The organism is Amycolatopsis sp. cg9, from assembly GCF_041346945.1.
Taxonomy (GTDB): domain Bacteria; phylum Actinomycetota; class Actinomycetes; order Mycobacteriales; family Pseudonocardiaceae; genus Amycolatopsis.
Genome location: NZ_CP166850.1, coordinates 6,351,672 through 6,365,511, shown reverse-complemented (window position 1 = coordinate 6,365,511; position 13,840 = coordinate 6,351,672). Strand labels below are relative to the sequence as shown.

Below are 13,840 nucleotides of genomic sequence, written 5' to 3'. Positions count from 1 at the left end.
CGATCCGTGGAACGTCACAGCAATCCCTCCCCCGGTTCCGCCGCGGGCACCACCCGCGTGCGGACTTCCCGCACGACCGGCAGGTCCGCGGGCCGCAGTGGTACGTCGCCGCACGTTTCCGCGGGCTCCGCCCCGTCGATGCCGATCGCGACGGCGGTGACCACCGCCAGGTCGCCGAGCGCCTGCTGCGCGGCCCGCAGCAGCGCCGACGGCCGCAGGGGCTCGCCGAACGGCCAGCCCGTCTCGTCGTCCCCGCCGGTCAACGGGTCGAGGAACCGGCGCAGCGCGGTACCGGCCACAGTGGACACCCGGACCCGGTCGGCCGGGGTGCCGGACAGGTCCACCCGCAGCCGGACGTCCCGGTACGCCGGCGGCCGCACGAACACCTCGGCCGTGAGCAACCGCGCTCGGGCGAGCCGGTCCGCGACCGCGCACAGCGCGCCCGGGTCCGGTTCCGGGGCGGCCACGACGTCGTCGCCGTCGCGGGGCACCGCCGGGACGATGTGGACGGTCACCGCGCCGGGGACCCGCGCGCACGGGAACCCCGGGTGCTCGCCGACCGCGGCGTGGGCGCGGCCGACCTCGACGCCCGGCGTCGTGGTGGCCAGGGTGACGAAGTCCGCCGCCGTGACCGCCCTGGTCACCTCGCCGAGCGCGCCCGCGGCGCGGTCACGGGCCTGGGCCACCGTCTCCGGGTCCGCCCCGCCGGCGGCCTGGACCGGGTTCGCCGCCCGCACCGGCACCGCGAGGTCGACCGGCAGCCAGTTGTCCGTCAGGCCGCCGTTGCCGTCGCGGCCGCCGCCGATCGTGTAGTCGACCCGGACCGCTCCGCCGGGCCGCGGGATCCGCCCGGTGAGGCCGTCGCCGAACACCAGCGCGCCGTCGTGCCGGTCGAGCAGGAAGATCCGGTCCCGGCCGGAGCCGAAGGCGAAGTCGGCCGCCGGGTCCCACTGCTCGCGTGCCAGGTGCAGGACCGCGGTGAGCAGCCGGCCGGCGGCGTCCGGCAGCTCGAGCCGCTGGCCGGGCAGCTTCAGCCACTTGCGGGTCTGGTCTTCGAGCCCGGTCACCGTGCGGTGCTCGGCGTGCCGGGCGCCCGAGACGTTGACCGCCAGCCGCCGCAGCCGTGGCGGCGACGAGTAGGTCGCGGCGGGGGTGGCCACCACCAGCCCGCGGTCCATTGTGGACCACCCGGCCGGCGGCCGCAGCCGGACCACGCCGGAGCGCCGCAGCCCGCCGGTGCCGTCCTCGACCGCCTCGAACTCGCCGGAGGCATCGCCGCTGGGGCGGAACCACGACCACGTCAGCTCGGCCGGCGGGCGGACGACCGGGAGCGGCGGCGGCGCCCACGACGGCGGCAGCGGCGAGTCGAGCTCGACCAGCAGCGACAGCCAGCCGGTCGTGGAGTGCGCCCCGGTGAGCGGCAAGGTGAAGCGGGCCGAGGCGGCGGACCCGTCGCTCGCCAGCAGCGGCACCCCGCGCCCGGCCAGCAGATCGGCGGTGCGGTCGCGGTCGGTGACCACCGTCGCCGCGCCCGCCACCGGGAAGACGGTCACCTCGTCGTCGAGGGTGAAGCGGATGGCCGCGGCCGGGTCACGGGCCAGGACGGTGCCCGCGCGCACCGTCGCCGGTGTTTTCGCGTCGGTGGTGAGCGCGAGGACCGTGGCCGCCGCCCGCGCCGGGCGAGGCGGCTCGAGCCCCAGCAGCCGCAGGATCGCGACGACGAGTTCGTCCGGCGCCTGGTCCAGCCAGTAGAGCCGCTGCTCCAGCAGGTAGGCGAACAGTTCCAGCAGCGTGACGCCGGGGTCGACGGGCGCGTGCAGCGTCCACGTGCCGCCCGACTCCGCCGGGATGCGGCGGGTGACGGCCGCCATCATGTCGGCCCAGGTGAGGTCGTCCAGCTTCGGCACCGGCAGCGTCATGGCGTCGTCCCCGTCAGGCCGAGGTAGAACGGGAACACCAGGTTGGCCTTGGTGTTGGTGCGCCGGATCCGGTACTCGACGGAGATCGTCACGCGGGACTCGTCGGCCGGGTCGGCCTCGGCGAGCACGCTCGCCAGCTCCACCCGCGGCTCGAAGGTCTTCACGGCGTCGGCGATCGACCGCTCGAGGCTGCGCAGGTTCTGCACGCTGCCGGGTGCGAACACCGATTCCGGCACCGTCGTGCCGAGTTCCGGCCGCATCACGCGCTCGCCCGTGGCGGTGAGCAGCAGCGCGCGCAGGCAGTGCTCGATGCTCGTCTCGCCGACGGCGTAGGACAGCCGGCCGGCCTCGTCGGGCAGGATCGGGAACCGCCAGCCGGCGCCGAGGAAGGGTTCGGTCACGTCGCCTTCACCTTCTTCGCGAGCACGGTCGGCGGGAGCGGCGTCGCGGGCCCGGTGGCCGCGCCGGCCACCGGGTGGGTGTGCTGCACGAAGGCCTGCATCAGCGCGTTGCCGAGCACGACGGGCTCGGTGGCACCGCCGCCGAGGTCGATGTCCGACGCCTTCACCGTCACGGTCTTGGCTTCGAGGGTGATCTCGCCGCTGTCCTTGAGCACCACCTTCGCCCCGGACGCGGTGCTGATCGTGATCTCCTTTTCCTTGTCGTCGAACAGGATCCGGTGCCCGGCCTTGGTCCGGATGATCTTCTGGTCGGTGCCGCCGGAGTGCGCGACCGGCGGCTTCTTCTTGCCGTTGTAGAGCCCGCCCAGCACGTACGGCTGGCGCATGTCGCCCTGGAAGAACGCGACCAGCACCTCGTCGCCGACCTCGGGCACGAACACCGAGCCGTAGCCGGCGCCCGCGTACAGCTGGCTGACGCGGATCCAGGGACTGATCGACGCGCCGCCGTCCAGCCAGTAGTACTTGACCCGGACGCGGCCTTCGTCGTCCCCGTCGTTCTGGACGACCTCCGCCGGCGCGACGCCGTAGAAGCGCTGGTCGGTCGCCATGGCCCGTGGTGTGGTCATTGCTTGTCCCCCTGGAAGATCCGCCGGGCGGTGAAGGTCGTGAAGAAGCCGCTCGTGTTGAGGGCGTGCTCCACGCGCTTGACGAAGTAGGTGCCGGAGAACCGGCGGCCGAGGCCGAAGATCTCCAGGTTGTCCCCCGGGCGCAGCTCCGGCAGCCCGGCCACCCGGCCGGTCGCGGTGATGAACTCGTACGCCCGCTCCCGCAGCAGCGAGATGGCCAGCTCCTTGGCTTCCTCCTGGCTCAGCACCGGCGCGTCGACGACCACTTCCTGGCGGTCGCCGGCCGCGGTCGCCGCCGCCTCGGGCCCGCTCTGCCCGTCGGCGGAGTTCTGCCCGCCGGGCAGGTCGTCCTTGGTCGCGACGTACTCGATCGGCTCCGCCTTGACCGGGTCCCAGCCGTGCACGGTGAGCTTGCTGACCTGGTCGGACAGGGTCATCGTCGGGGTGAAGTCGATGAGGTTGGGCACCAGGCCGGGCGGCTGCCCGCTCGGCCCGGAGGCCAGCCCGGGCGCGTAGGCCAGGCGGAACAACCGGATCGGCCGGGAGTCGCGACCGTCGGTGGGCTTGATGAAGTACAGCGTCTGCACGCCCGTCCGCGGGTCCGGCAGGAGGTAGCAGTCGAAGTCGATCCGCTTCGCCCGCTCCATCAGGAACTGCGCGTCGGACTGGTTCTTCTGCACCACGAGGTCGTGCCGCGGGCCCTCGTGGGTCGTCTCGAACGCCAGGTGGTTGCGCCGCGCGATCTGCTCGGCGATCTCCCAGTCGGTCTTGTTGACGAAGTTCTTGTCCTCTTCCTTGGTGGGCTTGCGGTCCTTGAGGTCGAGCAGCCCGTCCACGCAGGTGATGGAGACGGTCGGCGACGCGGAATCCGGGAACTTGGGCGCGAGCGTGCTGATCTTCCCGGTCGCGACGGTCAGCAGCCGGTCCGCGTAGCCGAGCCGGACCGAGACGTGCGCGCCGATCCGCAGCTCCTTCGAGTCGCTGTGCTTGAACTTCAGCGCGACGTCGTCCCAGTTGTTCAGCTCGAGGTCGAAGCCCGACATCTCGTCGAGATCGCGGTGCACCTTGATGTCGAGGATGTCGTTCTTCGTCGTCGGGTCCAGCGTCAGCCCCTCGACGACCACTTCGAATTGCGGGGCGTAGCCGTCCGGGTCGGCGAGTTCGGGCTGGGTGCCCGCGGGCGCGGTCATCGGCGGCCCCCTTTCACGGCAGCCGGGGCACGGTCAGCACCAGCCCCGGCCGCAGGTCGCGTGGATCGGAGATGCCGTTGGCGCGCGCCAGTTCCCGCCACGCGTCCGGCCGCCGGTACACCGCGGCGGAGATGCGGTCCCAGGTGTCGCCGCGGCGCACGACGTAGCTCTTCTCCACCGTCGGCGAGGACCGCGGCGGGTCCACGGCCTGGTCCTTCGCCAGGCGGTACTCCTTGAGCGTGATGTCCAGCTGGGCCCGCAGCGGGACCCCGTTCTTGGCGAACAGCACGTAGTTCACGTCCAGCTTCTCCAGCACGCCGGTGAACACCGGACCGTTCCAGTGGAACCGGACGATCGGTGGCGCGTGCTCGGTGCCATCGATCCGCAGCAGGTCGCGTACGGCGTCCACATAGGACGTCCGGACGTCGTTCAGCGTGTCCGACGTGTCGACCAGCGCCTGCAGCGTCAGCGTTTCGGTGCCGCCGCGGATGAACTGGATCGGCGGTGTCTCCAGCCCGGGGATGGTGATCTCGGCGAAGGTGTTGCTCTTGCTCAGCTTGTACTCGGTCGGGTTGAACCGCAGCGGGATCACCTGCGGCGTCCGGTTCGGCGGCCGCTCGATCTCCAGGTGCGCGTCGGCGCCCTGGCTCACCGAAGAGAACGGTGTGGTGATCACCGGCGGCCCCCCGAATCCCCGATCCTGCGGTCGTTCCCGCTGCGCTCGGCCCGGGCGCACTCTTCTTCGTAGCGCCGTGCCCACGCCTGGATGTGCTTGGTGAACAGGCGGGTGAACACGGCGCCGTCGTCGCCGTCCACCGCGAAGTGCACCTCGACGTTGTGGAAAGTCACGTTCCTGGGCACGGTTTCTTCTCCTAGAGGACGGCCGTCAGGCCCTCGTGGGCGATTTCCAAGGACTCGATCGCGACCGCGTTCTGCTCGGCGTGCAGGTCGGGGCCGGTCCACTTGGCGGCCAGGCCGCCGTGGAAGAGCCACGACTTGGCGGGCAGCCCCGCCTCGTCGAGCATGATCAGGGCGCCGTCGCGGCGCGCCCCCAGCGAGTCGTGCAGGCCGGTTTCGTACCAGGACCACAGCAGGCGGTCGCGGACCACGCCGCGCTTGAGGGTGATCGGGTTCCACGAGTGGCGCAGCGGCAGCTTGTGCACCGCGTCGTTGCGCCCGCCTTCGGGGTAGCTGACCACCTCCAGCTGCGCGCCCAGCCCGGTGACCTCCTGGAAGGCCCCGGACGCCACCACCTGCAGCAGCAGGGCCTGCGCCGGCGGCAGGTAGACGTCGGCCGCGGAAAGCGTCACGAGGAAGCGGAACTTGGGCAGCGGCTCGTTGAGCGCGAGCAGCTGGTCCACCGGGGTCGTCACTGCTCGATCACCTCCAGGCCGCGGTCCTGGCCGAGCACGAGCCGCAGCGCGATGAACTCCATCGGCACGGCCGGCGCGACTTCGACCTCGCACACGACCTGCCCGGGGTCCTGCTCGGGCGGGTTGTTGGTTTCGTCGCACACCACGCGGAAGGCGTCCTCCGGCCGGGTGCCGGCGAGCGCCCCGGTGCGGAACGCCTCCAGCAGCACCGACGTGATCGCGCGGACCAGCGACAGCCGCAGTTCCGCCGAGTCGACCTCGAACACCAGCGGCGCGGCGGCGCGCCGGATCGCCCGCACCAGCAGGTGCAGCAGCCGGCGGTGGGCGACGTACACCCGGCGCGGGTCGGTGGACAGCGTCCGCCCGCCCCACACCACGAGCCCGCGGCCCCGCAGGCACCGCACCAGGTCGACGCCCGCGTCGAACAACCGGACCTGCTGCGCCTCCGGGTACTCGACCTCGAGGTCGACCGCGTCCAGCAGCGTCGCGTTGGCGGGGGTGTGCGCGGCGCCCCGCTCGGCGTCGAGCCGGGCGACCAGCCCGGCGACGTGCCCGGACGCCGGGACGGTCCGCAGCCCGGTGCCCGCGAGCGACGGCGCCCGCAGCGGCGGGTGGTACACCGCCGCCGCGGCGAGCAGCACCTCGTCGCCGAAGCCCGCCAGCTCGCCCGCCCAGCCGGCCACTTCGTCCACTGTGGACTTCTCCGGCGGCACGTCCAGCAGCACCAGCCGGTCCAGCAGCGGCGCCACGACCCCGAGCAGCTCCAGCACCAGGTTCGTGTGGTCGGTGCCGGTGAGGTCGGTGCCGAGGTCCGGGAGGGCCACCAGCGCCGGCTCCGGCAGCTCGGCCTGCGTCACCACGGCGTCGGCGTACTCGTTGCGCCCCGGCGGGCTGTCCGTGCCGCCGCTGAGCGTGAGGTCCCACGCCAGCGAGATCGGCGCGCCCGCGGGGATCGGGCTCCCCGGCCGGTCCGGGTCCAGCGGCACCAGCCGGATCAGCCGGGACCCGGTGAGCCGGTCGGCGACCTCGCCGGGCGCCATGCCCGCGAAGGTTTCCGGCGGCTCGCCGGGCACGAGCACGCGCACGGTCACCGCCGGCGGCCCCGCGACGCTGCTCGCCCGGTACCGCACGGCGACCCGGCCGCCGTTCGCCCACGCACCGGGACTCGCGGCCACCACGAGGTAGTCGCCGGTCCACGGTGCCGTGGCGGGTGCGGCGGGCCCGGACACCCGAAGCACCCACGCCGTCCGGCCCTGGTTCTCGAAGAACCCGCGCAGCGCGTACGGCGTCGCCGACGTGCCGTCGGGCGGGCCGAACGCGCCCACGACGTCGTTCCAGCTCTCGACGCGCACGGGCACGCCGACCGGGCCGCGCCGGGTGCGGCCGAGGAACACGGCCACGTCCGTGCGCAGCGGCTCGTCGCCGGAAGCCGTTCGCTCGAAGGTCAGGGAAACGCCGGGAAGCGCCGCGCTGGTCATCTCTGCCCGCTCACGCGTCGATCACGAAGCTCTCGACGGCCAGCACGAGCGTCTCCATGGCGATCTCGTTCTTGGTCGCGTTGAACGACGGTCCGGTGTACTTCGTCGGCCAGCCCCGGTCGAAGTTCCAGCGCATGACCTCCTGGCGGTTCTCGTCGAGCATCACGATCGAGCCGGACGTGCGCCGCACCCGGCCGTCGAGCGCCTCCTTCACCCAGTTCCAGAACCCGACGTGGCCGGTGACCCCGCGCTTGAACGTCAGCGCGCTCGGGAACTTCTTGAGGCCCACGAGCTTGCGGACCGTGATGTCCTCGCTGCCGGTGCGGTATTCGATCACCGGCAGTTCCACGTCCAGCCCGCTGGCTTCGGTGAACGAACCGCTCACCGCGACGCCGTCGTCGCTGACGTTGGTCACGATGACCAGGAAGTTATACGCGGCATACGGGTCGTCCCGCGTCACAGGTGGCATCTCTCTTGCCTTTCAGTGGTCAGACGAGCTGGGGCTCGCGGGTCTTCTGCTGGATCCGGAAGATCACGAACTCCGCCGGGAACACCGGCGCCACCCCGATCACGCAGATGAGCCTGCCGTTCGCGATGTCGTCGTCGGTCATCGTGGAGCGGTCGCACTGGACGAAGAACGCCTCGTCCGCGGTCGTGCCGGCGAGCGCGCCGCTGCGCCACACGGTGGTGAGGAAGTTCGCGACCGTCTGCCGCACCAGCGCCCACAGCGATTCGTCGTTCGGCTCGAACACGACCCACTGCGTGCCCTCGTCGATCGACTCCTCGAGGAACAGGAAGAGCCGCCGCACGTTGACGTACTTCCACGAGGTGTCCGAGGACAGCGTGCGCGCGCCCCACACCCGCTGGCCGAGGCCGGGGAAGAACCGCAGCGCGTTGATCCCCCGGGGGTTCAGCAGGTCCTGGTGCCGCTTGGTGACGTCCTGGGCGATGCCGTCGGTCAGCCGGATGCCGCGGACGACCGCGTTGGCCGGCGCCTTGTGCACGCCCCGCTCGACGTCGGTGCGGGCGTAGATCCCGATGATGTGGCCCGAGGGCGGCACCTCGACGAACCGGTTGGTCGAGGGGTCGTTGACGACCAGCCACGGGTAGTACAGCGCGGCGTACTTGGTGTCGAACGGTTCCCGGAACTCCTGGATGCCCTCGAGGTCGAGGCCGTCCCGCGGATCGAGGACGGCGAACCGGTCCTTGAGCTGTTCGCAGTGGGTCACCAGCGCCGATTCGACGGTGCCCGCCCACACGCCGGGCACCGCGCAGATCGCGATCTCGTCGATGTCCTCCAGCGCCACGATGCCGGTGCGCTTGCCGCTCCCGCCGTCCGTGCCGACGAAGTCCCCGACGTCGAGGCCCCCGAAGGCGTCGTCGCCGTCGTCGGCGAGGCTGAGCCACGAACCGGTGGCGGGCGTCGGGAATTCGGTGGGATCGGTGCTCAGCTCCAGCGCGGTCGCCCGCACCAGCCGCGACTGGCTCGCCAGCGTGCCCGTCACGGTGCCGGGCCCGTCGCCGGTCAGGCGCAGGTTGCGGAAGGTTTCGGTCACCGAGCCGCCGCCGGGGTCGGCGAACCGCGTGTCCACTGTGGACTCGACCAGCAGGAGCCGCGCGGTCTCGAAGACCTCCGCGGGGGTGTCGGCGTCGAAGGTGACGACGTCGTCGGGCTCGATCGCCAAGACGTTCAGGGTGCTCAGCTGGTTCCCGGTGTCGAGCTGCGCGACCGCGCCCTCGTACAGCCGGCTGGAGCCGCTGACCCGCAGCTTCGGGCCGGCGCCGGCGTTGGCCCGGCGCACCCGGCGCACGGTGAGGCCGGTCTTCCACGGCGCGTGCGTGGTGCCGTCGGGGAAGGTGAGTGTCACCTTCCCCGATTCGGGCTGCGCCACAGTGACCGGGAAGCGCCGGTTGTTGATCAGGATCCAGACGTCGCCGGGCAGGTCGTCGGGGTCGAGCCCGGGCACCGCGTTCACCTCGATCGCGCCGGCGTCGCGCTCCGCGTCGGCGGCGATCGCGGTGATGAACAGCGGGCCCTCGTTCGGCTCGGGCAGCACCGGCAGCGACGCGCTCACCGACGGCGCGATCCGCACCTGGACCGCCTTGCCCCAGGAACCGGGGCTCGACGCGGAGAACCGCAGGCTCGGCGTGGCCACCCGCGGGGCCTTCAGCACGTAGTCGCCGCGGGCCGCCTTGACCTCCGCGGCCAGCCCGGTGCCGAGCGTGACCCGCCCCTTGCCGGCGTCGTACGCGGTGATCGTCACCGTGCCGATCTCGACGTTGTCGCTCCCGCGGAAGACCTTGACCTCGTCGGTACCGGTGAACCCGACCAGGTGGGCCAGCTCCAGCACCTTCGCCCCGGCCGCGGCGTCCCGGGTGATCGCGCTGACCAGGCCGGTGCCGAACTCGCCGGACGCGGCCTGCGCGGTGGTGCTGGCGACCCGCTTGACGTAGAGGCGCTGGCCGCCGTTGTCGAAGAACCCCTTGACCGCCAGCGGGAACAGCCACCAGCGGCCGCCCTCGGTCGGGTTTTCGGCCCAAGCGTCCCGGATCGCCGGGTCCGGCTCGGGCAGGAACCCGCCGAACGTCGTCTGGAACTCCAGGAAGTTCGTCACCAGCTTGGGCTTCCCGTCGGTCGGGCCGCGCTGGGTGACCCCGACCATGCCCGCCGTGCTGGTGCTCACCCCCGCGATCGGCCGCGGCCCCGCGTCGACCTCCTCGACGTAGACGCCGGGGCTCAGGTACTCGGGCATGGTTCAGCTCCTTCTCTGCTACCGCTGGTGCTCGACGATTTCGATGACGTGCCTGGTGTCGCGCCCGGCGGGCAGCCGGACGTCCAGCGCGCCCGTCCGGCCCGGCCGTTCGGTGGCCGTCAGGTGGAAGACCTGCTCCGGTGGCGGCCCGATGACGAGGTCGCCCTCCCAGCGCAGCGCGAGCCGGAACGCGCCGGCCGCGCTGGTCAGCGTCCGCTCCAGCCACGCGACGCCGTCCCGGCTCGTGACCCCCCGCGCCTCTACCAGCGCGTTCGCCACCGGCGCCTGGTTCACCGCGTCGACGACGACGCCGTGGACCGTGCGGACGCCGGGCCCGTACGGGAAAGCGACGCTCGGCAGCAGCCGGACCACGCGCGGCTCGCCGGCCAGCGCGGGCGGGGTGGTGTCGTCGTACGGGTACGCGGTGAACTCGACGCCGGCCAGTGCCGCGTCGAAGTCCTCGCCGTCGGCCGGGTACAGCGGCGCGAACCCGATGGCGCCGAAGCGCACCCGGAACCGCTCCGGCTGCGCGCCCGGGCCCCGGCGCCGGCCGAGCTCCGGGTAGGCGATCACCGCGCTCGGCGTGCGGATCGCCGGGGTTTCCTGGAGCACCCAGGCGCTTCCGGCCGGGTCGAAGCGCTCCAGCTCGGTGCTCACGTCGGCGGCCCGGGCGCGCTGGGCGAATTCGTCGAACGGCACGAACCAGGCCGGGCTGTGCAGGACGGAGGATTCGAGGGGGTAGAAGCGCGTCATGGCACCGGTGTCCCGTTGATCGTGCGGCTGCGGACCAGCCGCAGCTCGGAAACGTCGAGCGAGTCGAGGTTGACGACCCGGACCTCGTAGTTGAGGGACAGCCGGTAGGGCTTCTGGATCGCGTACCAGATCCACGACTTCTGGTCGAGCGTCAGCGGCGTCAGCGTGAACTGCAGCGCCTCCGTGGTGCCGGCCAGGCTGCCGGTCAGCTCCTCACCGGTCCAGATCGCGTCGTCGTAGAAGACCTGCAGCGCGCGGCCGATCATCTGGTGCTGCGTGGCCTGGCTGCCGCCCCACGGCGTGATCAGGTACCGCAGCAGCAACGCCATCGGCGGCTTGCGGCTCGTGGGCGCGGCCGGCGGCAGCGACCGCACCGGCTGCCGGTTGCGCGACGTGGGGTCTTCGGCGATCTCGTACAGGAAAACGGTGAGCGTGGCCCGGCTCGGCCGGTCCTCGAGGTCGCTCAGCACCGCCGTCGGCGGGTCGTTCGGATCCAGCCCGCGCAACGCCTCGGTGAGCCGGTCGACGATGATCGTCGACACGTCGGCGACAACGCCGAAATCGCCCATGCCAGTCCTCCCCTGCTGTGCCGCGGCAGCATCGCAGGGGTGGCGTGGCCGGTCCGCGACCCGCGCGTCGCGCGAGCGTCACGACGGCGTTCCCGGCGCGGGCGTTGACGTGGCCGCACACGCGGCGGCGACGCCGTGGTGACAGGCCTGCGCGCATCCTGCGTCCGTGGAGGTCCCCGAGGAACGGTCCGGCAGCATGGTCCTGCGTGCGTGGCTGGAAGGCGGCGAGCCCGGCGCCCTGCGGGTCCGCATCCTCTCCACGGTCGGCACCGACGAGGCCCGGCCCATCGCGGTGACCTCCCGGGAAGCGGTGCACGCGGCCGTGCAAAGCTGGCTGGACGAGCTGGGAGCAGGCCCGATGACGTTTTCGTGACGCCCCGTTGACGCCCCATCGACGATAATTCCCCGTAACGTTTCCCATGCGGGTCGCGAATTGCCCCACGGTGGGGTCGATCCGATCGGTGGCGGGGCGTAGGTTGGGGAACCGATGCGCGTTGAAGCAACACAGATCGTGACACTTCGGCTGCTCAAGGGGTTCATGCTGGTGGTGGGGGACGATCCCGTCGTGCTGTCGCACAGCGCGCAGCGGTTGCTCGCTTTCCTGGCGCTGCAGGACCGCCCGCGGACGAGGACGTACGTGGCGAGAACGCTGTGGCCGGAGGCGACGACGCCCCGCGCCAACGCGAACCTGCGCTCCTCGCTGTGGCGCGCGTCGCGCACCGGGCACCGCGTCATCGACGCGTCCGCGCAGGAAATGGCGCTGGCGGGCAACATCACCGTCGACATCCACGACGCGGTCGCGCGTGCGCACTGCCTGCTCGACAAGACGTGCCTGTGCGACGACATCCTGACCCGCCAGACCCGCGACGACCTGTCGGCCGACCTGCTGCCCGAATGGTCGGACAACGAGTGGGTGCTGATCGAACAGGAGCAGTACCACCAGTTGCGGCTCTACGCCTTGGAAGCCATGGCCAAACGCCTCACCACGGCCGGCCGCCACGGCGAGGCGGTGGCCGCCGGCCTGGCCGCGGTGCGCGCGGAGCCGTTGCGCGAGAGCGCCCACCGCGTCCTCATCGACGCCCACCTCGCGGCGGGCAACCGGGCGGCGGCGCAGCACCAGTACGAGCAGTGCCGCTGCACGCTGCTGGAAGAACTGGGACTCGAGCCCTCCGACACCCTGCGTAGTCTTCTGCCGCACACGAGCGCGCATTAGTTCCGGCGCGGAAAAAAATGACGGCTGCCCTTTCGGGCAATTCTGCTCAGCCGCATTTCCCGATCGGGCGACGACGATTTCGGCACATTCGGGCAGCGGGGCCGACGAGATCCGTTCACCCGATGCCCCCGCCCGAGGTCGTGAGTGGGGAACCGGGTCAGAACCCTGTTCCCCACTCACGACCGGCGCGCGGCGGACCGCTGGGGTCCGGGTGGGTCAGGCCGGTTGCTCCGGCGCGAGCGAGTTCCCCGCCGGGATGCGCCCGCAGCTGGACGGCGCGGGCTTGCCGGCGAAGCGGTCGGCCAGCCAGCCGATCGCCGCGGGGGCCCACGCCGCCGCGCCGCCGACGTGGCTGAGCGCGTCGTACTGGACGTACTTGATGGTGCCGTTGCCGGTGGCGCAGTACTGCCGGGCCAGCGCCCGCACATCGCCGGCGACCATCACGCCGTCCCCGGTGCCGATGCCCGGCAGGTTGCTCGTGGTGCCTTCGAGGAACCCGGCGTTGCCCTGGGCGATGAAGCCCGGGACCGACGGCGTCGGCGCCGAACCGATGTTGACCTTGTTCACCGCCGCGACGAACGGCGGCACCGAATTCGGGTTCGCGTACTCCGGCTTGACGAGCTTCTGCCACGTCAGGCCCGGGTAGCGGCCCAGCGCGGTGATGATCGACGCGTGCTCCAGCTCGTCGAGCACCTTGAGCCCGTAGTCGCTCGCGTACGGCCGCAGGTCGATGCCGAAGCCGCGCGCGACGCCGACCAATGCCATCGGGATGACCCCGGACCACACCGGGCTGCCACCGACGTACTTGAGGTTGTGCGCGGGGTCGACGAGCACCCCGCCTTCGGTGAAGCCGACGAGGTTCGCGTTGACCTCGGGGGCGTAGCTCGGCGCGAGGGCGGCCGCCCAGCCGGTCGCGATGGCCCCGCCCGAGTAGCCGAGGAGCCCGAACTTCGTGCGGCCGTCCATCCCCGTGGCGGCCGAGCTCGTCGCGGCGCGGATCGAGTCGAGGGTGGTGGTGCCGTACTCCGGCCCCGCGGCGAAGTCCGCGGTCTGCCCTTCGGTGTCGGGCACGACGACGTTGTAGCCCAGCAGCAGCGACGGGAGCAGCAGCAGCGATTCGCCGTTGGGCAGCAGCCCGCCGAGCGTGACGTCCCCGGCGATCGCGCGCGACGGCGAGTCGTCGGGGTCGAGCGAGTCGTAGGCCGACTGGTAGGAAACGGCTTTCGTGCGGTCGCCGGTGATGCTGCGGACGACCGAGGTGACGTTGGCGGCCGGCCGGCCCTGCGCGTCGGTGGTGCGGTAGAGCAGCTGCACGGCCTGCACCGGCGTCGCGAGGCCGACGACGTGGTAGGGCAGGGTCCGGGTCTTGAGCACGGTCCCTGGCGCGAAGGACGACAGCGGTGCGCTGCCGTCGTAGGAGTAGAAGGAATCGGACGACCGGGCGTCGGCCGCGGTCGCCGGCGCGGCGGCGAGCACCAGCGCGAGCGCGGCGGCGAGGGCCGGGAAACGGACGGGCTTGCGGATCATGACTCCCCTTTGAATCATGAAGTGGATCACACGACAGC

General features: G+C 72.2%; 15 protein-coding genes. 2 read left to right on the top strand and 13 right to left on the bottom strand.

Annotation, left to right across the window (positions count from 1 at the left end; all coding sequences use genetic code 11):
- Nucleotides 1-14: 14 nt before the first annotated feature.
- Genes AB5J73_RS29620 through AB5J73_RS29565 form a run of 12 tightly spaced genes read right to left on the bottom strand, consistent with a single transcriptional unit; the run spans nucleotide 15 to nucleotide 11,062 of the window.
- The gene (locus AB5J73_RS29620) at nucleotides 15-1,919 is read right to left on the bottom strand and encodes a hypothetical protein (protein WP_370961948.1); all 1,905 of its coding nucleotides are present in this window, start codon (nucleotides 1,917-1,919) and stop codon (nucleotides 15-17) included.
- Nucleotides 1,916-2,320: a GPW/gp25 family protein gene (locus tag AB5J73_RS29615; RefSeq protein WP_370961947.1), complete on the bottom strand. Its 405-nt coding sequence runs from the start codon at nucleotides 2,318-2,320 to the stop codon at nucleotides 1,916-1,918. The genes AB5J73_RS29620 and AB5J73_RS29615 overlap by 4 nt, the downstream gene beginning before the upstream one ends.
- Entirely contained in the window at nucleotides 2,317-2,946 is a 630-nt protein-coding gene (locus AB5J73_RS29610; protein WP_370961946.1) for a phage baseplate assembly protein V, read from the bottom strand. Before AB5J73_RS29610 ends, AB5J73_RS29615 begins: the two co-directional genes overlap by 4 nt.
- The gene (locus AB5J73_RS29605; protein WP_370961945.1) at nucleotides 2,943-4,136 is read right to left on the bottom strand and encodes a phage late control D family protein; all 1,194 of its coding nucleotides are present in this window, start codon (nucleotides 4,134-4,136) and stop codon (nucleotides 2,943-2,945) included. Before AB5J73_RS29605 ends, AB5J73_RS29610 begins: the two co-directional genes overlap by 4 nt.
- A gap of 13 nt (nucleotides 4,137-4,149) precedes the next feature.
- Complete coding sequence (locus AB5J73_RS29600) at nucleotides 4,150-4,812, bottom strand: LysM peptidoglycan-binding domain-containing protein (protein WP_370961944.1); 663 nt, start codon at nucleotides 4,810-4,812, stop codon at nucleotides 4,150-4,152.
- Entirely contained in the window at nucleotides 4,809-4,997 is a 189-nt protein-coding gene (locus AB5J73_RS29595; protein WP_370961943.1) for a putative phage tail protein, read from the bottom strand. The genes AB5J73_RS29600 and AB5J73_RS29595 overlap by 4 nt, the downstream gene beginning before the upstream one ends.
- Nucleotides 4,998-5,008: 11 nt before the next feature.
- Nucleotides 5,009-5,509: a phage tail protein gene (locus AB5J73_RS29590; protein WP_370961942.1), complete on the bottom strand. Its 501-nt coding sequence runs from the start codon at nucleotides 5,507-5,509 to the stop codon at nucleotides 5,009-5,011.
- Nucleotides 5,506-6,987, bottom strand: a complete 1,482-nt coding sequence (locus tag AB5J73_RS29585) for a phage tail sheath subtilisin-like domain-containing protein (RefSeq protein WP_370961941.1) — start codon at nucleotides 6,985-6,987, stop codon at nucleotides 5,506-5,508. The genes AB5J73_RS29590 and AB5J73_RS29585 overlap by 4 nt, the downstream gene beginning before the upstream one ends.
- A 10-nt stretch (nucleotides 6,988-6,997) precedes the next feature.
- Nucleotides 6,998-7,456 (bottom strand): phage tail protein, encoded by a 459-nt coding sequence (locus AB5J73_RS29580; RefSeq protein ID WP_247024469.1) that lies wholly within the window; start codon nucleotides 7,454-7,456, stop codon nucleotides 6,998-7,000.
- 19 nt (nucleotides 7,457-7,475) lie between these two features.
- Nucleotides 7,476-9,740 (bottom strand): phage tail sheath family protein, encoded by a 2,265-nt coding sequence (locus AB5J73_RS29575; protein ID WP_370961940.1) that lies wholly within the window; start codon nucleotides 9,738-9,740, stop codon nucleotides 7,476-7,478.
- 18 nt (nucleotides 9,741-9,758) lie between these two features.
- Nucleotides 9,759-10,493, bottom strand: a complete 735-nt coding sequence (locus tag AB5J73_RS29570; RefSeq protein ID WP_370961939.1) for a carboxypeptidase regulatory-like domain-containing protein — start codon at nucleotides 10,491-10,493, stop codon at nucleotides 9,759-9,761.
- Nucleotides 10,490-11,062: a DUF4255 domain-containing protein gene (locus AB5J73_RS29565; RefSeq protein ID WP_370961938.1), complete on the bottom strand. Its 573-nt coding sequence runs from the start codon at nucleotides 11,060-11,062 to the stop codon at nucleotides 10,490-10,492. Before AB5J73_RS29565 ends, AB5J73_RS29570 begins: the two co-directional genes overlap by 4 nt.
- 166 nt (nucleotides 11,063-11,228) lie before the next feature.
- Between AB5J73_RS29565 and AB5J73_RS29560 the strand changes: the two genes are divergently transcribed.
- The gene (locus AB5J73_RS29560; protein WP_370961937.1) at nucleotides 11,229-11,435 is read left to right on the top strand and encodes a hypothetical protein; all 207 of its coding nucleotides are present in this window, start codon (nucleotides 11,229-11,231) and stop codon (nucleotides 11,433-11,435) included.
- A gap of 138 nt (nucleotides 11,436-11,573) precedes the next feature.
- Entirely contained in the window at nucleotides 11,574-12,275 is a 702-nt protein-coding gene (locus tag AB5J73_RS29555) for a BTAD domain-containing putative transcriptional regulator (RefSeq protein WP_370961936.1), read from the top strand.
- 216 nt (nucleotides 12,276-12,491) lie between these two features.
- Here AB5J73_RS29555 and AB5J73_RS29550 read toward each other — a convergent pair whose 3' ends face one another.
- Nucleotides 12,492-13,802 (bottom strand): lipase family protein, encoded by a 1,311-nt coding sequence (locus AB5J73_RS29550; RefSeq protein ID WP_370961935.1) that lies wholly within the window; start codon nucleotides 13,800-13,802, stop codon nucleotides 12,492-12,494.
- Between the last annotated feature and the right edge of the window lie 38 nt (nucleotides 13,803-13,840).